The sequence below is a fragment of the Rhodospirillales bacterium genome (genome assembly GCA_016699855.1).
Taxonomy (GTDB): Bacteria; Pseudomonadota; Alphaproteobacteria; order Reyranellales; family Reyranellaceae.
The window spans coordinates 1725049-1744194 of the sequence record CP064988.1 but is presented as its reverse complement, the minus strand read 5'-3'; the positions used below and the strand labels follow the sequence as shown (position 1 = coordinate 1744194).

Here is a 19146-nt window from a genome sequence, read left to right as displayed (position 1 = left end):
ATACGCCGGCGACGGCGGCGCGCGGCAAGCGCGCGGTCGGGGCAGCGATGCGGATTCAGCCGGCCGGGCGGGTGGCCACCATCACGTAGTTGACGTCGAGATCGGCGGGGTCGACGCGCCAGCGGCCCGTCAGCGGGCTGTAGACGATGCCGGCCATCGCGTCGACCGACAGGCCGGCGGCGCGCAGCGGCCGCGCCACCTCCGACGGCTTCAGGAATTTGCGCCAGTCGTGCGTGCCGCGCGGCAGCCAGCGCAGCACGTACTCGGCGCCGGCCACCGCCAGCGCGAAGGCCTTCAGGGTGCGGTTCAACGTGCTGACGACCAGCAGCCCGCCGGGCGCCACGAGGGCCGCGCAGCCTTCGAGGAACAGATCGGGATCCGCGACGTGCTCGACCACCTCCAGCGCCAGCACCACGTCGAAGCGCCGCGCCTCGTCGCGCAGCCGTTCGACGGTGGCGGCGCGGTACGCGATCCCCAACCCCATCCGTTCCGCGTGGACGGCGGCGACGGCCACGTTCCGTTCCGACGCGTCGATCCCCGTGACATCGGCGCCCAGCCGCCGCATCGGCTCGCAGACCAGCCCGCCGCCGCAGCCGATGTCGAGCAGCGCCAGTCCGGCCAGCGGCTCCGGTCCCAATGGGTCGCGGCCGAACCGGGCCGCGGCGCGGTCGCGGATGAAGGCGATGCGCGCCGGATTGAGACGGTGGAGGGGGGCGAACTTGCCGTCGGCGTCCCACCACTCGTCGGCGATGCGCGAGAAGCGCTCGATCTCGGCCGGATCGACGGTCGTGGCGGTCATCGTCGCGGTCTCCCGGGGCCGGTCGCGCGGCTTGCCCGGCCGCCGACCCGCCGCTAGATATACGCGCCTTTCGCGGGACCGGCACCGTGCGCGACAATGCATCGCTGCCGGCCGGTCCGCCCTTCGCCATCGCCGTCCACGTTGTCCGGCGCGAGCGCCGGGGGAGGCGTGGTTCGCAGAGGGGATGATGGCGCGACTCGTCTTGAAGTTCGGTGGCACCTCGGTCGGCGACCTCGACCGCATCCGCAACGTCGCCCGCATGGTCAAGCTCGAGGTCGACCGCGGCCACGAGGTCGCCGTGGTGCTGTCGGCGATGTCCGGCGTGACCAACCAGCTGGTCGACTACGTCCAGAGGATCGCGCCCCTGCACGACGCGCGCGAATACGACGTCGTCGTCGCCACCGGCGAGCAGGTGACGGTCGGTCTGGCGGCGCTGGCTCTGCAGCAGCTCGGTCTCAAGGCGCGGTCGTTCCTGTCATGGCAGCTGCCGATCCGCACCGACGACGCCTACGGCAAGGCGCGCATCCAGAGCGTCGACACGACCGAGATCGCGGCGGCGATGGCCGCCGGCGAGGTCTGCGTCGTGCCCGGCTTCCAGGGCGTCAGCGGCGAGGGCCGCGTCACCACGCTCGGCCGCGGCGGATCCGACACCTCGGCCGTGGCCCTGGCCGCGGCGCTGAAGGCGGACCGCTGCGACATCTACACCGACGTCGACGGCGTCTACACCACCGATCCCCGCATCACCGACAAGGCGCGCAAGCTGCCGATGGTGACCTACGAGGAGATGCTGGAGATGGCGTCGCTGGGCTCGAAGGTGCTGCAGACGCGCTCCGTCGAGCTCGCCATGAACCACCGCGTGCGCGTGCAGGTCCTGGCGTCTTTCCGCAAGCTCAACGACGTCGTCACGTTCGACGTCCCGCCGGGCAGCGACCTGCCGGGCACGCTCGTCGTGGATGAGGAAGAGATCATGGCCAAGGGATTGGAGCAGTCGGTCGTCAGCGGCATCGCCTACGCCAAGGACGACGTGAAGATCACCGTCGCCGGCGTCGCCGACCGGCCCGGCGTCGCCGCCGCCCTGTTCGGGCCGCTGGCCGCCACCAACATCAACGTCGACATGATCGTCCAGAACGTCTCGTCGGACGGCAAGGCGACCGACATCACCTTCACGCTGCCCAAGGCCGATCTGGCGCGCGCCGTGGCCGAGCTGGAGAAGGCCAGGGCCGACCTGTCGTACAAGGAGCTCAAGACCGACGCCAACGTCGCCAAGCTGTCGGTGATCGGGGTCGGCATGCGCAGCCACGCCGGCGTGGCGCTGACGATGTTCGAGACGCTGGCCAAGCGCGGCATCAACATCGAGGTGATCTCGACCTCCGAGATCAAGATCAGCGTGCTGATCGAGGCCGAGTACACCGAGCTGGCGGTGCGCGCCCTGCACACGGCCTACGGACTCGACGCCGCCTGACGCCGGGCTGACGGCGCGGATCGACGAGAAATTCTCATCCGAAGATGAATTCCCCGCGCCGCCGGCGTCGCCGCCGCGGCGCCTCGCGCTCGGTCGCGCGGGCCGGCCGCCGCCGGCGGGCCGTCGCGCTGGACTGGGCGCGGGAAAGCGGCGATAAGGCCCATATGCACGGCGCGCGCGACATCCACCGGACTTGCGAAGCGACGCTCATCGGAGCGCCGTGGCGCCCGGTCGCGCGCCGCGCCGCGCCGCACCGCCATTCCCGCAAACAGCAGGCGACCGCTTTCCGCCGAATTCGAGCGACCAGCGGAGCGGTCTGACCATGGAGCCTAGAACTCCATTGGCCGGGCCGCGACTGGTACTGAAGCGGCTCCGGGACCTGATGGCGCGCGCGGTTTCCGCGCAGGAGCGCCTCGACCAGATCGTGCGCCTCGTCGCCAGCGAGATGGTGGCCGAGGTGTGCTCGATCTACGTCCTGCGCGCCGGCGAGGTGCTCGAGCTCTACGCCACCCAGGGCCTCAATCCCGACGCCGTGCACCGCACGCGGCTGCGGGTCGGCGAGGGAATCGTCGGCGACATCGCCGCGCACGCCCGTCCGCTGGCGCTGGCCGACGCGCAGAGCCATCCCAACTTCGCCTACCGGCCCGAGACCGGCGAGGAGATCTACCAGTCGATGGCCGGCGTGCCGGTGCTGCGCGGCGAGCGCGTGCTGGGCGTCATCGCCGTCCAGAACCGCAAGAGCCGCCAGTACGACGAGGAGGAGATCGAGACCCTCCAGACGGTCGCGATGGTGCTGGCCGAGCTGGTGGCGGCGGGCGACCTCGTCAATCCGAACGAGATCAAGCAGGTCGACGGCATCGGCCTGCTCCCGGTGCGCATCGAGGGCGTGCAGATGAACGGCGGCGTGGCGATCGGCCGCGCCGTGCTGCACGAGCCGCGCATCTTCATCACCAAGGTCGTGGCCGAGGACGCCAAGGCCGAGCTGGCGCGGTTCGGCGAGGCGCTGCACGCCGTGCGCGCCGATCTCGACCGGATGCTGGAGGACGGCGACCTCGGGCACGGCGAGCACCGCGAGGTGCTCGAGACGTTCCGCATGTTCGCCGACGACCGCGGCTGGGTGGAGCGGATCCGCGAGGCGATCGAGGGCGGCCTGACCGCCGAGGCCGCCGTCCAGCGCGCCTTCGACGACACCCGGGCGCGCTTCGCGGAGATCACCGATCCCTACATCCGCGAGCGCCTGTCGGACCTGAGCGACCTGACCAACCGGCTGTTGATGCGGTTGACCGGCCGGACGTCGGCCGCCGATCCGGCGCAGTGGCCCGACGACATGGTCGTGGTCGCGCGCGACCTCGGGCCGGCCGAGCTGCTGGAGTACGACCGCGCCAAGCTGCGCGGGCTGGTGCTCGAGGAGGGATCGGCGCTGTCGCACGTGGCCATCGTGGCGCGCGCGCTCGACATCCCGGTCGTCGGCCGCGCCGCCAACGTGCTGCAGCGCGTCGAGACCGGCGACGCCATCGTCGTCGACGGCGACAACGCGCAGGTGCTGGTGCGGCCGGCCGACGAGATCCAGCAGCAGATCGCCGAGACGATCCTGATGCGCGAGGCGCGGCGGCAGGAGTACGCGAGGCTGCGCGACCTGCCGTCGACGACGCGGGACGGCGTGCCGGTGTCGCTGCGCATCAACGCCGGCCTGATGATCGACATGAACCATCTCGCGCCGACCGGCAGCGACGGCGTCGGCCTCTACCGGACCGAGATCCCGTTCATGGTCCGCTCGGAGTTCCCCGACGTCGAGGCGCAGACCTGGCTCTACGGCCGCGTCTTGGACATGGCCGAGGGACGGCCCGTCGCGTTCCGCACGCTCGACGTCGGCGGCGACAAGGTGCTGCCGTATGTCGGCGAGTTCGACGACGAGAATCCGGCGATGGGCTGGCGCGCGATCCGCATCGGCCTCGACCGTCCGTCGATGCTGCGCCACCAGCTGCGCGCGATGATCGCCGCCGCCGCCGGCCGGCCGCTGCAGATCATGTTCCCGATGGTCGCCGACGTCGCAGAGTTCAGCGCCGCGCGCCATCTGCTCGATCTCGAGCTGGCGCGGGCCAAGGCGCGCGGCGTGGCGACGCCGTCGAAGCTGTCGGTGGGCGTGATGCTGGAGGTGCCGTCGCTGATCTGGCAACTCGACGCGCTGCTGGCCGAGGTCGGCTTCGTGTCGATCGGCAGCAACGATCTGATGCAATTCCTGTTCGCGGCCGATCGCGGCAACGCGCGCATCGGCAATCGCTACGACTGCTTGTCGCCGGCGGCGCTGCGGGCGCTACATTTTGTGGTCGACGCGTGCAGACGCGCCGGGGTGGATGTCAGCGTGTGCGGCGAAATGGCCGGGCGGCCGGTCGAGGCGCTGGCGTTGCTCGGAATCGGCGTGCGCACGCTCTCAATGTCGCCCGCTTCGGTCGGCGCCGTTAAATCGATGCTGCGATCTCTGAATCTCGTGGATTTCCAGCGCTTCCTGCTGGGTGCGATGGGCGGCGCCGACCGCTCGCTGCGCACGAAGATTCGCCTCTACGCGAAGGATCACGGTATTTCATTGTGAATGGCCGGTGATATCGCGCGAGGAGGAAGAGTCAGGTTTTCCCCCGCGGGACTCTCTGTTATGAGTCCGGCTCATTCGATCCCCGCCGCGAAATTTCGAGCGAACGCGACCATCATCATGCGCGACCACACGTCCTGGCAGGCCGACCACGCCGTCTCCGGCGGTGGCGCCGCCGTCGGGCAGATGCTGCGCGAGGCGCGCGAGTCGCTGCGCATCGACATCGCCCAGGTCGCCGAGGACACGCGCATCCGCGTCCATAGCCTCGAGGCGATCGAGGCCGGGCGGTTCGAGGATCTTCCCGGCGCCGCCTACGTGCCGGCGTTCCTGCGCGGCTACGCCGAGCGGGTCGGGCTCGATCCCGAGCGCGTGCTGGAGACCTACCGCGCCGGCGACCTGCCCGCGCAGCCGGCGGCGACGCTGAACTTCCCCGTCGTGCCGGCCGCGCGCCGCGCGCCCAAGGGTCTGATGGTCGTGGCGTCGCTGCTGCTGCTGGCCGGCGCCTACGTGTCGTGGCACGCGCTGACGCGCGACCAGATCGTCGCCGGACCGCGCGTTCCGGACGTGCCGCGCGAACTCGTCGCGGGCCAGAAGCCGGCTGAGCCGGCCGCGACGGGCGCGACCACGGCGCCGACCCCGGCCGCGCCGCCCGCGATCGCCGCGCCCGCGCCCGCGCCCGCCGCCACCGCGCCGACAGCGGCCGCGCCGCCACCGGCGACCGCGGCTGCGCCGCCGCCTGTCGCCGCCGAGCCACCGCGCGCCGCCGCACCGCCACCGGCCGCCCGTCCGGCGACGCCGCCCGCGACGCCGGCTCCGGCGCCGGCCGCGACGGCATCCGCGCCGGCCGCCGGTCGTCCGGCCCAGCCGCCCGCCGCCGCCGCGCGGGCGCAGGAAGCGCCGGCGCCGTTGGGCATGGGTCCGATGGGCGTTTCGGCGACCACCGGCGGTACGACCAGCGCCGTGCCGGCCACGCCCGCGGCGCCGCCGGCGTCCGCCACGTCGGCGGCCGCCGCCGAGCCGCGGCCGCCGCAGGAGGCGCGCGCCACGCCCGCGACCGAGACGACGCCCGCCGAGACCAAGCCCGAGGTACGGGCGCGCACCGTCACCGGCGGGATGTCGGGATCGGCCCGCGTCATCACCGCGCAGGCCGATTCGTGGCTCCATCTGCGCGGGCAGGGCGGCGAATTGCTGGCCACGACCTTCGTGCGCGCCGGCGACAGCTACAAGGTGCCGGAGCACGTCGCCTTCGAGCTGCGGCCGATCGCGCCCACCCCGCGCTGAACATCGCCGTCGAATTCGGGTAGATTGCGGCCCGCCCGGCCCCGCGGCCGGCGCGGCGGAGCCCAACCGATGAGCGTCAGACCCTATCGCGACATCCAGCGCCGCGCGTCGCGGCGGATCATGGTCGGCGCGGTGCCGGTCGGCGGCGATTCGCCGATCACCGTCCAGACGATGACCAACACCTCGACCGCCGACGCAAAGGCGACGATCGACCAGATCCGCCGCTGCGAGGAGGCCGGCGTCGACATCGTCCGCGTATCTTGTCCGGACGAGGATTCGACCCGGGCGCTGAGGGAGATCGTGCGCGCGTCCAGGGTGCCGGTCGTCGCCGACATCCATTTCCACTACAGGCGCGCGATAGAGGCGGCGGAGGCGGGCGCGGCCTGCCTGCGGATCAACCCCGGCAACATCGGCAGCGCCGAGCGCGTGCGCGAGGTGGTCAAGGCGGCCAAGGACCACGGCTGCTCGATGCGCATCGGCGTCAACGCCGGCTCGCTGGAGCGCGACCTGCTGGAGAAGTACGGCGAGCCGTGCCCCGAGGCGATGGTCGAGAGCGCGCTCGACCACGCGCGCATCCTCGAGGACCACGATTTCCGGGAGTTCAAGATCAGCGTCAAGGCGTCGGACGTGTTCCTCGCGGTCGCCGCCTACCAGGGCCTGGCGGAGGCCTGCGACTATCCCCTGCACATCGGCGTCACCGAGGCCGGCGGCACGCGCACGGGCACCGTCAAATCCTCGATCGGGCTGGGCATGCTGCTGTGGGGCGGCCTCGGCGACACGGTGCGCGTCTCGCTGTCGGCCGAGCCGGAGGAGGAGGTGCGCGTCGGCTTCGAGATGCTGAAGGCGCTGAACCTGCGCCACCGCGGCGTGAACATCGTCTCCTGCCCGTCCTGCGCGCGGCAGCAATACGACGTGATCCGCACGGTCGAGGCGCTGGAGAGGCGCGTGGCCCACATCGTCACGCCGATGACCGTTTCGGTGATCGGCTGCGTCGTGAACGGGCCGGGCGAGGCGCGCGAGACCGACATCGGCTTCACCGGCGGCGGCAACGGCACCCACCAGGTCTACGTCGCCGGCGTGCCGCACCACCGCATGAAGGACCCCGACATCGTCGAGCATCTCGCCGCGATGATCGAGAGGAAGGCGGCGGAGATCGAGGCCGCGAAGGCCGTCGACCGACATTCCGCCGCCGCCGGCTAGCGCCGGCGTCCGATCCCCGCGCCGGCGCGCCCCGCGCCTGGCGTGCGTTCTCCCCATCCGGAATCCACACCATGTCCAAGCTCCAGCCCGTGCGCGGCACCCACGACATCCTGCCGGACGAGTTTCCGCGCTTCGCGCACGTCGTGAACACGGCGCGCGACGTGGCGCGGCTGTACGGCTACCGCGAGATGGCGACGCCGGTGTTCGAATTCACCGAGCTGTTCGCGCGCGGCATCGGCGAGGCGACCGACGTGGTCTCGAAGGAGATGTACAGCTTCACCGACCGCGGCGACGAAGGCCTGACCCTGCGACCGGAGTACACCGCCGGCATCTGCCGCGCCTTCGTGTCCAACGGCGAGCTGCAGCAGCAGACGCCGCTGAAGCTCTTCGCGCACGGCCCGATGTTCCGCTACGAGCGGCCGCAGAAGGGCCGCCAGCGCCAGTTCCACCAGATCGACATCGAGGTGCTGGGCGCGCCGGAGCCGGAATGCGACGTCGAGGTGATCTGCGTCGCGGCCGACATCCTCGACCGCCTCGGCATCCTCGACCGCTGCTCGCTGAAGCTGAACTCGCTGGGCGATCCGGAGAGCCGGACGGCCTACCGCAAGGTGCTGGTGGACTACTACGGCGCCAACCGCGCGCGGCTGTCGGAGGAGTCGCTGCGCCGCCTCGAGCGCAACCCCATGCGCATCCTCGACAGCAAGGACGAGGGCGACCGCGAGGTGAACGCCGGCGCGCCGTCGCTCTCGGACCACCTCAATCCGGCGTCGACGGCGTTCTTCGCGGCGGTCAAGGCCGGGCTCGAGGCGTCGGGCGTGGCCTTCGAGGTCGACGCCGCGCTGGTGCGCGGGCTGGACTACTACACGCACACCGCGTTCGAGTTCGTCACCACCCATCTCGGGGCGCAGGGCACGGTGCTCGGCGGCGGCCGCTACGACGGGCTGATCGAGCAGCTCGGCGGTCCGCCGACGGCCGGCATCGGCTGGGCCGGCGGCATCGAGCGGCTCGCGATGCTGGCCAACGAGCCGGTGGCGCCGGAGCGGCCGGTCGCCATCGTGCCGATGGGCGCCGCCGCCGAGCGCCGCGCGCTGGCGCTGGCGCGCGAGCTGCGCGACCTCGACGTGCCGGTAGAGCTGGCCTACCGCGGCAACATGAAGCGCCGCCTGCAGCGCGCCGAGCGGCTCAACGCCTCGCACGCGCTGATCATGGGCGACAACGAGCTGGCCAAGGGCGTGGTGGCGCTGAAGAATCTCGACACCAAGGAGCAGCGCGAGGTGCCGTTCGACGAGCTGATGGACGAGCTCACGCTCGACGCCGCCGGCGAGCTCGCCGACCTGCTCGATCTGCCGGACGACGACGATCCGGGCCGCCGCTAGGGCGGGCCCTCAGCGCAGGAACGCCGCCGCGCGCGCCGCCACCTCGTCGGCGCGCTCCCACGTCATGCAGAACCGGGCGCCGGGGACGATCTCGGCGCGGGCGGCGGGATTGCGCGCCAGCAGCTTGTCGCGGTGCGCGCCGTAGATGAAGTTCTCGCCATAGAGCATCAGCGCGGGACAGCGCACCGCCGCGAAGCGGCCCAGCGTGTCGAACTTCCGCAGCGCGCCCATCGCCTGCCAGCGGTCGCGGCCGATCTCGAGCTGCGCGACGTTGATTCGGTCCATCCACGACTGCGTCGGCGCAACCGGCGCGTGCTCGGGATCGTTCGCCAGCAGGTACTCGATGGTGCGCGCGGCGGGGAAGCCGCTGGGATCGCTCGGCCGCACCCGCGCGATGTCGGCGATGTCGCGCGCCGCCGTGGCGTCGTCGGCGAAGAACGGCGTGTTGACCGGCACGATGCGGCGGCAGCGGTCGGGGTGGGCCGCGCCCAGCTCGATCGACACGGCGGCGCCGACCGCCTCGCCCATCGCGTGGAACGCGTCGATCCCCAGGAAATCGAGCGTCTCGACGGCGCAGCGCGCGTAGTCCGCGATCGCCGGCTGCCAGTCGATGTGGTCTGAGTGCCCGTGGCTTGGATAGTCGATCGCCACGACGCGGAATCCGGGCGCCAGCGCGCGCATCAGCTCGACCATCACGGCCGAGGATTGCTGGTTGATGTGCGTCAGCACGATCGCCGGACCGGCGCCGAGCGCGCGGTAGTGGATGTGGCCGGCGAAGGTCCTCGCCAGTCCGCGCTCGATGTCCATGCGTCCGCCCCCTTCGCGCGCGCCGCCGGGACGTCCGGGGCCGGCGCGCATGGCCGCGACGCTAGAGCGGCGGGCGGCGCGGTGGAAGCGGCGCGTGGGCCGGTCGCGGATTGCGGGCCCCGCCGGCCCGTGCCTATAGTCGGGCACAAAATGAGGCCGGACGCATCGACGCCGGCCCGACACGGGAGGGTGTCATGGCAGGCAGGATGGCGGTGGCGGCGCTTGGCGTCGCCATTCTCGGTCTCTCGCCGTGGGCGGAGACGATGGCGCAGACGGTCGACGGACCGGACGTGAAATGGAAGATGGCGGCGTGGGGCAAGCGCCGCGCCGTCACCGAGGGCATGGAGCTCCTCGCCAAGCACGTCAAGGACCGCACCGGCGGCAAGTTCACGATCACGATCGGATACGGCACGCTCGGCGGCGAGAAGGAGCTGCTCGACCTCGTCAGCAAGGGCGCGCTCGAGGCCTCGCTGATCTGCTCGTCCTACCATCCGGACAAGCAGCCGGGGCTGACCGTGCTCGACCTGCCGTTCCTGCCCCTGCCGGACTACCGGGTGCAGTGGGACGTGCACGAGGCGGTGCACAAGCACCCCTTCATCCAGGGCGAGATGGCGAAGTGGAACGCCACGCTGTTCAGCTCGCAGCTGCTGCCGCAATACGAGTTCATCGGCCGCAGCTCGCCGCCGCCGCGCAAGCTCGCGGACTGGAAGGGCCTGCGGGTGCGCGCGCTGGGCGGCATCGGCGACGCGATGCGCGCGCTCGGCGCCGTGCCGACGTCGGTGCCGGCGAGCGAGGTCTACACGCTGATGGAGCGCGGCACCGTCGACGCCGTGTCGCTGCCCTCGACGTACGCCCACCAGTCGATGAAGACGTTCGAGATCGGCAAGTGGTACACGACCAATCTCGCGCCGGGCACCCAGGGCTGCCCGACGGTGATCAACCGAGACCACTGGGCCAAGCTGCCGCCGCAGTACCAGGCGCTGTTCGACGAGATCAAGCCGAGGATCCGCGACACGCTTGCGTCGCACTACAAGGAGACGGACGACAAGAACGTCCCCGTCTTCAAGAAGCGGCTGGAGTTCATCACCTACACGCCCGCAGAGCTTGACGAGCTGCGCAAGGCCGGCGGCAAGCCGGTGTGGGACAAGTGGATCGCGGACAACGCCGCGAAGGGCGTGCCGGCGCAGGAGCTGTTCGACCTCGTCATGCGGACGGCGGCGGATTCGAACAAGCGGCACGGCGGTTCGTGACGGCGGCGTCCGGGCGCTGACGCCGGGGCCGGGCCAGTGGCCACCCACCAGGCCCCGGCCGCGACGCGCGCGCCGCCGCCCGGCGCGCCCGCCTTGGCGCGCTGGGACCACCGGTTCGGCCGGCTCGAGAATCTGCTGAACCTCGTCGCGGCGCTGTCGATCTTCGGGATCATGGTGCTGGGCGTCGTGCAGATCGCGGCCCGCGGCATCAGTGGCGCGCTGCACGACGTGTGGCCGTCCGTCCAGCCCTTCGCGATCCATGGCTACATCGACTGGATCGAGTTCATCGCGGTGCTGTACGCCGTGCTCGGCGTCGCCTACTGCCAGCGCGTAGGCGGCCATATCCGCATGGACATCGTCATCGGCCTGCTGCGCGGCCGCGCGCTGTGGATCGCGGAGGCGTTCGCGGTGCTGCTGGCGCTCGCCATCACCCTCGTCCTCGTCGAGGCGACGTTCGAGAATTTCTGGCGCGCGTTCACCAAGGGCGATTCCTCGATGGACATCCGCCTGCCGCAGTGGCCCTCGAAGCTGATCGTGCCGGTGGCGCTGGCGACGCTGGCGCTGCGTCTGGCGCTGCAGCTGTGGGGCTACGGACGACTGATCGCCGATCCGTCGCGCGCGCCGCTCGCCGTGCCGGTGATCCTGACGACGGAGCAGATCGCCCAGGCCGAGATCGAGGAGGCGCTGGGCCGCGAGGCGGCCGCGCGCGCGGCGGCGCCGGGGAAGGGCTGAGGGATGGATCCGGTCACGCTCGGGAGCGTCGGCTGCGCGGCGCTCGTGCTTCTCGCCCTGATCGGCGTGCGCATCGCCTACGCGGCGGCGATCGTGGGCACGATCGGGTTGGTGGCGATGACCGGCAGCGTCGAGGCCGGCCTCACCGCCGCCGGCACGGTCCCGTACGCGAAATCGGTCAACTACACGCTCTCGGTCCTGCCGATGTTCGTGCTGATCGGCTACCTCGCCTACTACGCGGGCATGACGACCACGAGCTTCGAGGCCGCCAAGCGCTGGCTGGGCTGGTTGCCCGGCGGCCTCGCGGTCGGCACGATCTTCGCCGTCGCGGCGTTCTCGGCGGTGTCCGGCGCCAGCACCGCGGCGGCGGCGGTGTTCGCGCGCGTGGCGATCCCGGAGATGCTCAAGGCCGGCTACGACCGCCGCCTCGCGGCCGGCGTCGTGGCGGCCGGCTCGACGCTGGACTCGCTGATCCCGCCCTCGGCGCTGCTGGTGATCTACGCCATCATCGTCGCGCAGTCGGTCGGCAAGCTGCTGGTGGCGGGCTTCGTGCCGGGCATCATCTCGGCGCTCATCTACAGCGTCATCGTCGTGATCCGCTGCAGGATCTCGCCGGAGATGGGGCCGCCGATCCGCGGCTTCACCTGGCGCCAGCGCTTCGAGACGCTGCCCGGCACCATGCCGATCGTGATCGTCATCGTGCTGATCTTCACGGCCATGCTGTTCGGCTGGGCGACGCCGACGGAGGCCGGCGCGCTGGGCGCGTTCTCGACGCTGGTGTTCGCGTGGCGCAACGGCATGACGCGCGCCGACCTGCGCGGCGCGCTGCTCGACACCGCGCGGCTGACGGTGATGATCTTCACCATCGTGTGGGGCGTGCTGATCTTCGTGCGCTTCCTCGGCTTCGCCGACCTGCCGACCGCGATCTCCGAATGGGTCGGCGGCATGAAGGTCTCGCCGCTGCTGATCCTGCTGGCGATCTACCTGCTGTACTTCATCCTCGGCATGTTCATGGACGCGATCGGCATGATGCTGCTGACGCTGCCGATCGTGTACCCGATCGTCACCAACCTCGGCTACGATCCGATCTGGTTCGGCATCATCGTCGTGAAGCTGTGCGGCATCGGCCTGCTGACGCCGCCGGTCGGGCTCTCGGCCTTCGTGGTCAACGGCGTGCGGCCCGACATCCCGCTGGGCGACGTGTTCCGCGGCGTCTGGCCGTTCGTCTGCGCCGATCTGGTCACGCTCGCGGTGCTGACGGCGTGGCCGGAGCTGGTGACGTTCATCGTCGCCGACTAGGCGCCGCGGCCGGGGTGGACAGCGGCAGGGCCGCTTTCCATGATCGCCGGCATGGGATCCGGAAGCTGGACCGGGCCGGGAACCGCCCTGGTCGTCATCGACGTGCAGAACGATTTCTGCCCCGGCGGCGCGCTCGCCGTGCCGGGCGGCGACGCCGTCGTGCCGGCGGTCAACCGCCTGGTGGAGGCGGCCGATCTGGTCGTGCTGACGCAGGACTGGCATCCCGCCGGGCACCGTTCCTTCGCCTCCGGCCATCCCGGTCGCCAGCCGTTCGAGACCATCGAGGTCGACTACGGGCCTCAGACGCTGTGGCCGGACCACTGCGTCCAAGGGAGCCCGGGCGCCGCGTTCCACCACGACCTGCGCGCGGACGCCGCGGCCTTGATCGTGCGCAAGGGCATGCGGGCGGCGGTCGACTCGTATTCGGCCTTTTTCGAGAACGACCGGACGACGACGACCGGCCTCGCTGGCTGGCTGCGCGCCCGGGGTGTCGCGCGGTTGCTGCTGTGCGGGCTGGCCTACGATTTCTGCGTCGCGTACTCGGCGCTGGACGCGCGGCGGCTCGGCTTCGACGTGGCGGTCGCCGAGGATGGCTGCGCCGCCATCGATCTCGGCGGCAGCCGGGCGGCGCAGGCCGCGGCGATGGCCGCCGCCGGCGTCGTGCTGGCGCCGGCCGGCGCGCTGGCCGGCTGAGGCGCGATCCGCCCCCAATCCGCCGGAATCCACAGGCAGAAGCCCGCTCCCGGTCCTTTCCGCCGGCGATGCCGTCCACTACTCTATAAAAAACCGAAAGCGCCCCCCGATGCACTACCGTCAGGAGCTCGACGATCTGTTCGCCGACCGCGTCGGCGACCGCGGATTGACGCGCGCGGCCTACGCCGCCGAGCTGGAACGCGCCGCGCCGGCGCTGGAGCGGCTGCGCCGACGCCACGCCGACGGCTCGCTGCCGCTGCTGCGCCTGCCGGCGGCGCGCGACGATCTGGCGGCGCTGCGGCCGGTCGCCAATAGGCTGCGTGAGTTCGCCCATGTCGTCGTGCTCGGGACGGGCGGTTCCAGCCTCGGCGGCCAGACACTGGCGGCGATGACCGACATCGGCTTCGGTCCGGTCGATGGACCCAAGCTGTGGTTCATGGACAACGTCGATCCGGCGACCTTCGAGCAGCTCCTGACGCGGCTCGATCTGGCGCGGACGGTGTTCGTCGCGATCTCCAAGTCGGGCGGCACGGCCGAGACCCTGACCCAGCTGTTCGTCGTGCTCGACGCGCTGGAGCGGAAGCTCGGCAAGGCGGCGGTGGCGGCGCACCTCGTCGCCATCACCGAGGCGGCCGACAACCCGCTGCGCCGGATCGCGACGCGGGTCGGCTGCGATGTTCTCGAGCACGATCCGCTGGTGGGCGGCCGGTATTCGGTGCTGTCGCTGGTCGGCATGCTGCCGGCGATGGCGGCGGGCCTCGACACGGTGGCGATCCGTGAGGGCGCGGCCGCCGTGCTCGACGAGGCCTTGGGCGCCAACGCGGCGGCGGAGAGCGCGCCGGCGACCGGGGCGGCGGCGTCGATCGCGCTGTGGCGCGAGCGCGGGATCGCCACCACGGTGCTGATGCCCTACGTCGACAGGCTGGCGTTCTTCGGCCTGTGGTACCGCCAGCTCTGGGCCGAGAGCCTCGGCAAGGGCGGCAAGGGCACCACGCCGATCCGCGCCATGGGCACGGTCGACCAGCACAGCCAGCTGCAGCTCTATCTCGACGGGCCGGCCGACAAGATGTTCACGGTCCTGATCCGCGACACCGCCGGCGAGGGCGCGCGGATTCCGCGCGCGGCGCTGGCCGGCGACAGATCGCTGGACTACCTCGCGGAGCGCTCGCTGGGCGATCTGCTGATGGCCGAGGCGGAGGCGACGGCGGCGACGCTGGCGAAGAACGGCCGGCCGACGCGCGTTCTGCGCATCGACCGGCTGGACGAGCGCGTGATGGGCGCGCTGCTGATGCACTACATGCTGGAGACGATCATCGCCGCCGATCTGCTCGAGCTCGACGCCTTCGACCAGCCGGCGGTCGAGCAGGGCAAGGTGCTGACCCGGCAGTACCTCGCGGCGCGCAAATGAACGCCGGCCGGCGGATATCGCGCGTCCGCGGGACGCGTTAATCGGGAACATGGCCGCGATCCACCGCCTTCCACCGACCCTCGTCGACCGCATCGCCGCCGGCGAGGTGGTCGAGCGCCCCGCGTCGGCGGTCAAGGAGCTGGTGGAGAACGCCATCGACGCCGGCGCGACCCGGATCGCCGTCACGCTCGCCGACGGCGGGCGCGGGCTGATCGCGGTGGTCGACGACGGCGCCGGCATGGACGCCGACGAGATGTCGCTGGCGGTCGAGCGGCACTGCACGTCGAAGCTGGCCGACGGCGACGATCTGCTCGACATCCGCACGCTGGGCTTCCGCGGCGAGGCGCTGCCGTCGATCGCCTCGGTCAGCCGCTTCGTCCTGACGTCGCGGCCGAAGGGCGCCGACAGCGCCTGGTCGCTGCGTGTCGACGGCGGCGCCAAGGGGCGGCCGCAGCCGGCGGCGCATCCGCCGGGCACGCGGGTCGAGGTGCGCGACCTGTTCTACGCCGTGCCCGCGCGGCTGAAGTTCCTCAAGGAGCCGCGCAGCGAATCGGCGCAGGTCGCCGACGCCATGCGGCGCCTCGCGATGGCGCATCCCGGCATCGCCTTCGCGCTGGAGGACGACGGCCGCAAGGTGTTCGCCTATCCCGCCGTCGCCGCGTCGCTGGTCGAGGACGGCGTCGACGGCGCGCGGCTGGAGCGGCTCGCCACGGTGATGGGGCGCGATTTCGCACAGAACAGCCTGCCGATCCGGGCGGAGCGCGAGGGTTTCGCGCTGACCGGCCATGTCGGGCTGCCGACGCTCAACCGCGGCACCGCGCAGCACCAGTACCTGTTCGTCAACGGCCGGCCGGTGCGCGACAAGCTGCTGGCCGGCGCGGTGCGCGGCGCCTACCAGGATTTCCTCGCGCGCGACCGCCATCCCATGGTGGCGTTGTTCCTCGAGGCGCCGACCGGCATGGTCGACGTCAACGTGCATCCGGCCAAGACCGAGGTGCGGTTCCGCGACGCCGGGATCGTGCGCGGCCTGATCGTCGGCGCCATCCGCCACGCGCTGGCCGCCGCCGGCCACCGCGCCAGCACCACGGTGTCGCAGGCGGCGCTGGGCGCGGCCCGGCCGTTCGGCGGATCGCCGATGGCCGGCGGCTGGAGCGGCGGCGGATTCTCGGCGCCGCGGCCGACGCCGGGCTTCGCCGAGGCGGCGACCGCGTTCTTCGCGCCGCACGCCGGCATCGACGCGCCGTCGGCGCCGGCCGTACAGGGCGGCGCGGCCGCCGTCGAGGACCTGCGCCGCTATCCGCTGGGCGCGGCGCGCGCGCAGGTGCACGAGACCTACATCGTGGCCCAGACCGGCGACGGCGTCGTGATCGTCGACCAGCACGCCGCGCACGAGCGTCTGGTCTACGAGCGCATGAAGGAGTCGCTGGCGGCGCAGGGCGTGAGGCGCCAGACGCTGCTGATCCCGGAGATCGTCGAGCTGGGCGAGGATTCGGTGCGGCGCCTGCTGCCGCGCATGGAGCAGCTCGGCGAGCTCGGACTGGTGATCGAGCCGTTCGGCCCCGGCGCCGTGGCGGTGCGCGAGACCCCCGCGATGCTCGGCGACACCGACATCGCGGGCCTGGTGCGCGACCTCGCCGACGAGCTGGCGGAGTACGGCGAGCACCTCTCGCTCAAGGAGCGGCTGGAGGAGGTCTGCGGCACCATGGCCTGCCACGGCAGCGTGCGCGCCGGCCGCCGCCTGTCGGTCGACGAGATGAACGCGCTGCTGCGGCAGATGGAGGCCACGCCGCATTCCGGCCAGTGCAACCACGGCCGTCCGACCTACGTCGAGCTCAAGCTCGCCGACATCGAGCGCCTGTTCGGCCGGCGTTGACGAGGGCGCTGGACGACCGGGCCGGCTCGCGTATGGTGCGGGCGGCGCGCCGCCCGGCGGCGCCTCCGGGGGAGTTCACGTGACGTCGAAGCCGATCCGCCGCCCCGCGCCACGCCACGCGTCGATCCTATCGCTCGCGCTCGTCGCCGCGCTGGCGGCCGCGTCCGCCGCCGCGCAGACGCCCGCGCCGCGCAACGCCGCCGACGGCGTCTGGACCGGCCAGGCCGCCGGCGGCGCCTGCGCGCCGCTGACCGTCCGCATCGTGGTCGAGGGCGGGCTGGTCGACGGCACGGCCAGCGAGCCCGATTCCGGCGGCGCCCGGGTGCAGGGCAAGAAGGGCGAGCGCCTGCCGCCGCCGCCGGCGCTGTGGCAGCTCAACGGCGCGGTCGCGGCCGACGGATCGGTGAAGCTGACGGCGCTGCGCGCGATGCGCGAGCGCGAGCGGCAGAACGCCAAATGGACCGGCAAGGCCGCCGGCGGATCGCTCACGCTTGCCGAGATCGACGGCCCCTGCCGGCGGTCCGCGACGCTGGCGCGGGGGCGCTGAGCGGCATCGCTAAAGCGCCGGGATGTCGCCCTCGGCCTGCTTCGCCTCGAACGCCGCGATCCACGCGTCGAGCGTTCCCGCCTCGATGGCGCCGCGCAGGCCGCGCATCACGTCCTGGTAGAAGTGCAGGTTGTGCCAGGTCAGCAGCATCGGCCCGAGCATCTCGTCGGCGCGGATCAGGTGGTGGAAATAGGCGCGGCTGTACGAGGCGCACGCCGGGCACGCGCACTCCGCCGAGATCGGCCGCGGATCGTCGCGGTGGCGCGCGTTGCGCAGGTTCAGTTCGCCGCGCCATGTGAAGGCCTGCGCCGTGCGGCCGGCGCGGGTCGGCATGACGCAGTCGAACATGTCGATCCCGCGTCTGACCGCGCCGACGATGTCGGCCGGCCGGCCGACGCCCATGAGGTACCGCGGCCGGTCGGCCGGTAGCGCCGGCGCGGTGAAATCGAGCGTGCGGAACATCGCCTCCTGGCCCTCGCCGACGGCGAGGCCGCCGATGGCGTAGCCGTCGAAGCCGATCTCCGTCAGCGCGCGGGCGGACTCCAGCCGCAGATCCTCGAACACGCTGCCCTGGACGATGCCGAACAGGCCGTAGCCGTCGCGGTCGGTGAACGCGGCGCGGCCGTCGGCCGCCCAGCGCATCGATAGCCGCATCGACGCCGCCGCGCCGTCGTGGTCGATCGGCCACGGCGCGCATTCGTCGAACGACATCGTGATGTCGGCGTCGAGCCGGCGTTGGATGCCGATCGAGCGGGCCGGCGTCAGGCGATGCGTCGAGCCGTCGATATGCGAGCGGAACGTCACGCCGCCGGCGTCGAGCGTGCGCAGCTTCGACAGCGACATCACCTGGAAGCCGCCGGAATCGGTCAGGATCGGGCCGGGCCAGTTCATGAATTTGTGCAGTCCGCCCAGCGCCTCGACGCGCTCGGCGCCCGGCCGCAGCATCAGGTGGTAGGTGTTGCCGAGCACGATGTGCGCGCCGGTGGCGGCGACCGATTCGGGCAACATGGCCTTCACCGTGGCCGCCGTGCCGACCGGCATGAAGGCCGGCGTCTCGACGACGCCGTGGGCGGTGGCGATGCGGCCGCGCCGGGCGGCGCCGTCGCTGGCAAGCAGGTCGAAGCCGATCATCGGCGGAACTCCACGTGCGGGTCTCGCGGCGGCGTGATGGCGGTCGCCGCGCCCGCCGTTGTGAGCGCGCCCTCGACGAAAATCGACCGGCGATATAAAATGGCGGGCGACGGGTGGCGCGCGGCGACGCGGTCGCGTCCGACGAACGGGCGGACTGTCGGCGGGCGCGCGGCGGAGCATGGCGGGATTTCCAGGGGGAGAGGGCGATGAGGGGAGTAACGGCGATTCTCGTGGCTGTTTTGTCGGCGGTTTTCGCGACGATGCCGGCGCGCGCGGAGGTGCTGCGCAGCTACAACACCGGCGCGTGGCTGATCGAAGCCAATGGAAGGCAGGGCGCGTTCGAGCACTGCACCGCCACCGGCACCTACGGCGGCGGCGCGTCGGTGATGTTCATGGTCGACGGCGACTGGCAGTGGGGCGTGGTCATCAACAACCCGAAGTGGAACTGGCGGCAGGGATCGAAGGGCGGGGTCACATACTGGGTCGACAACTACACCCGGCGCAGCGGCCAGGCCGAGGCCCTGACCGAGACCGCGCTGTTTCTCGGGCTCGCGGACTCGGAGTCGCTGTTCCGCGAGATCAAGGCCGGCAACCGCCTGTACATCGATCCCCGCGGACAGGACGGCTTCAACATCACGCTGATCGGCACCTACGTGGCGCTCGACGAGCTGCTGGCCTGCGTCAAGCACTACAAGTGACGG

16 protein-coding genes are annotated in these 19146 nt (G+C 72.0%); 13 read left to right on the top strand and 3 right to left on the bottom strand.

Annotated features, from left to right (window positions below):
- Positions 1-55: 55 nt before the first annotated feature.
- Positions 56-799, bottom strand: a complete 744-nt coding sequence (gene ubiG / locus IPK81_08160; GenBank protein QQS14139.1) for a bifunctional 2-polyprenyl-6-hydroxyphenol methylase/3-demethylubiquinol 3-O-methyltransferase UbiG — start codon at positions 797-799, stop codon at positions 56-58.
- 187 nt (positions 800-986) lie between these two features.
- On the opposite strand from ubiG, the gene IPK81_08155 reads away from it, so the two are divergent.
- The 5 genes from IPK81_08155 (at position 987) to IPK81_08135 (ending at position 8705) form a co-directional block, all read left to right on the top strand.
- Positions 987-2261, top strand: coding sequence for an aspartate kinase (locus tag IPK81_08155; GenBank protein ID QQS14138.1), 1275 nt, complete (start codon positions 987-989; stop codon positions 2259-2261).
- A 382-nt stretch (positions 2262-2643) separates the two neighbouring features.
- Positions 2644-4851, top strand: coding sequence for a phosphoenolpyruvate--protein phosphotransferase (gene ptsP / locus IPK81_08150; protein QQS14137.1), 2208 nt, complete (start codon positions 2644-2646; stop codon positions 4849-4851).
- A 117-nt stretch (positions 4852-4968) separates the two neighbouring features.
- Entirely contained in the window at positions 4969-6129 is a 1161-nt protein-coding gene (locus tag IPK81_08145) for a helix-turn-helix domain-containing protein (GenBank protein ID QQS14136.1), read from the top strand.
- A 69-nt stretch (positions 6130-6198) separates the two neighbouring features.
- Positions 6199-7329 carry a flavodoxin-dependent (E)-4-hydroxy-3-methylbut-2-enyl-diphosphate synthase gene (gene ispG / locus IPK81_08140; protein ID QQS14135.1) on the top strand — a complete coding sequence of 377 codons (1131 nt, stop codon included), beginning with the start codon at positions 6199-6201 and terminating at the stop codon, positions 7327-7329.
- 71 nt (positions 7330-7400) lie between these two features.
- The gene (locus IPK81_08135) at positions 7401-8705 is read left to right on the top strand and encodes a histidine--tRNA ligase (protein QQS14134.1); all 1305 of its coding nucleotides are present in this window, start codon (positions 7401-7403) and stop codon (positions 8703-8705) included.
- Positions 8706-8714: 9 nt separating this feature from the next.
- Here the strand turns inward: IPK81_08135 and IPK81_08130 are convergent, their stop codons facing one another.
- Positions 8715-9512: an alpha/beta fold hydrolase gene (locus IPK81_08130; protein QQS14133.1), complete on the bottom strand. Its 798-nt coding sequence runs from the start codon at positions 9510-9512 to the stop codon at positions 8715-8717.
- A 194-nt stretch (positions 9513-9706) separates the two neighbouring features.
- On the opposite strand from IPK81_08130, the gene dctP reads away from it, so the two are divergent.
- The 7 genes from dctP (at position 9707) to IPK81_08095 (ending at position 17314) form a co-directional block, all read left to right on the top strand.
- Positions 9707-10762, top strand: a complete 1056-nt coding sequence (gene dctP / locus IPK81_08125) for a TRAP transporter substrate-binding protein DctP (GenBank protein ID QQS14132.1) — start codon at positions 9707-9709, stop codon at positions 10760-10762.
- A gap of 36 nt (positions 10763-10798) precedes the next feature.
- Entirely contained in the window at positions 10799-11494 is a 696-nt protein-coding gene (locus IPK81_08120; protein ID QQS14131.1) for a TRAP transporter small permease, read from the top strand.
- 3 nt (positions 11495-11497) lie between these two features.
- The gene (locus tag IPK81_08115) at positions 11498-12793 is read left to right on the top strand and encodes a TRAP transporter large permease (protein QQS14130.1); all 1296 of its coding nucleotides are present in this window, start codon (positions 11498-11500) and stop codon (positions 12791-12793) included.
- Positions 12794-12844: 51 nt separating this feature from the next.
- A complete protein-coding gene (gene pncA, locus IPK81_08110; protein QQS15007.1) occupies positions 12845-13486 on the top strand; it encodes a bifunctional nicotinamidase/pyrazinamidase in 642 nt (213 codons plus the stop codon).
- A 109-nt stretch (positions 13487-13595) separates the two neighbouring features.
- Positions 13596-14894, top strand: a complete 1299-nt coding sequence (locus IPK81_08105; protein ID QQS14129.1) for a glucose-6-phosphate isomerase — start codon at positions 13596-13598, stop codon at positions 14892-14894.
- A 49-nt stretch (positions 14895-14943) separates the two neighbouring features.
- On the top strand, positions 14944-16767 hold the full coding sequence (mutL, locus tag IPK81_08100) for a DNA mismatch repair endonuclease MutL (protein QQS14128.1): 1824 nt from the start codon (positions 14944-14946) through the stop codon (positions 16765-16767).
- Positions 16768-16846: 79 nt separating this feature from the next.
- Positions 16847-17314 (top strand): hypothetical protein, encoded by a 468-nt coding sequence (locus IPK81_08095; GenBank protein QQS14127.1) that lies wholly within the window; start codon positions 16847-16849, stop codon positions 17312-17314.
- Positions 17315-17323: 9 nt separating this feature from the next.
- Here the strand turns inward: IPK81_08095 and tgt are convergent, their stop codons facing one another.
- Positions 17324-18445: a tRNA guanosine(34) transglycosylase Tgt gene (gene tgt / locus IPK81_08090; GenBank protein ID QQS14126.1), complete on the bottom strand. Its 1122-nt coding sequence runs from the start codon at positions 18443-18445 to the stop codon at positions 17324-17326.
- A 206-nt stretch (positions 18446-18651) separates the two neighbouring features.
- Between tgt and IPK81_08085 the strand changes: the two genes are divergently transcribed.
- Entirely contained in the window at positions 18652-19143 is a 492-nt protein-coding gene (locus IPK81_08085; GenBank protein QQS14125.1) for a hypothetical protein, read from the top strand.
- Positions 19144-19146: the final 3 nt, after the last annotated feature.

Coding starts and splice junctions, on each gene's coding strand:
- ubiG (QQS14139.1), bottom strand. CDS start 799: ATGACCGCCACGACCGTCGATCCGGCCGAGATCGAGCGCTTCTCGCGC.
- IPK81_08155 (QQS14138.1), top strand. CDS start 987: ATGGCGCGACTCGTCTTGAAGTTCGGTGGCACCTCGGTCGGCGACCTC.
- ptsP (QQS14137.1), top strand. CDS start 2,644: ATGGCGCGCGCGGTTTCCGCGCAGGAGCGCCTCGACCAGATCGTGCGC.
- IPK81_08145 (QQS14136.1), top strand. CDS start 4,969: ATGCGCGACCACACGTCCTGGCAGGCCGACCACGCCGTCTCCGGCGGT.
- ispG (QQS14135.1), top strand. CDS start 6,199: ATGAGCGTCAGACCCTATCGCGACATCCAGCGCCGCGCGTCGCGGCGG.
- IPK81_08135 (QQS14134.1), top strand. CDS start 7,401: ATGTCCAAGCTCCAGCCCGTGCGCGGCACCCACGACATCCTGCCGGAC.
- IPK81_08130 (QQS14133.1), bottom strand. CDS start 9,512: ATGGACATCGAGCGCGGACTGGCGAGGACCTTCGCCGGCCACATCCAC.
- dctP (QQS14132.1), top strand. CDS start 9,707: ATGGCAGGCAGGATGGCGGTGGCGGCGCTTGGCGTCGCCATTCTCGGT.
- IPK81_08115 (QQS14130.1), top strand. CDS start 11,498: ATGGATCCGGTCACGCTCGGGAGCGTCGGCTGCGCGGCGCTCGTGCTT.
- pncA (QQS15007.1), top strand. CDS start 12,845: ATGGGATCCGGAAGCTGGACCGGGCCGGGAACCGCCCTGGTCGTCATC.
- IPK81_08105 (QQS14129.1), top strand. CDS start 13,596: ATGCACTACCGTCAGGAGCTCGACGATCTGTTCGCCGACCGCGTCGGC.
- mutL (QQS14128.1), top strand. CDS start 14,944: ATGGCCGCGATCCACCGCCTTCCACCGACCCTCGTCGACCGCATCGCC.
- tgt (QQS14126.1), bottom strand. CDS start 18,445: ATGATCGGCTTCGACCTGCTTGCCAGCGACGGCGCCGCCCGGCGCGGC.
- IPK81_08085 (QQS14125.1), top strand. CDS start 18,652: ATGAGGGGAGTAACGGCGATTCTCGTGGCTGTTTTGTCGGCGGTTTTC.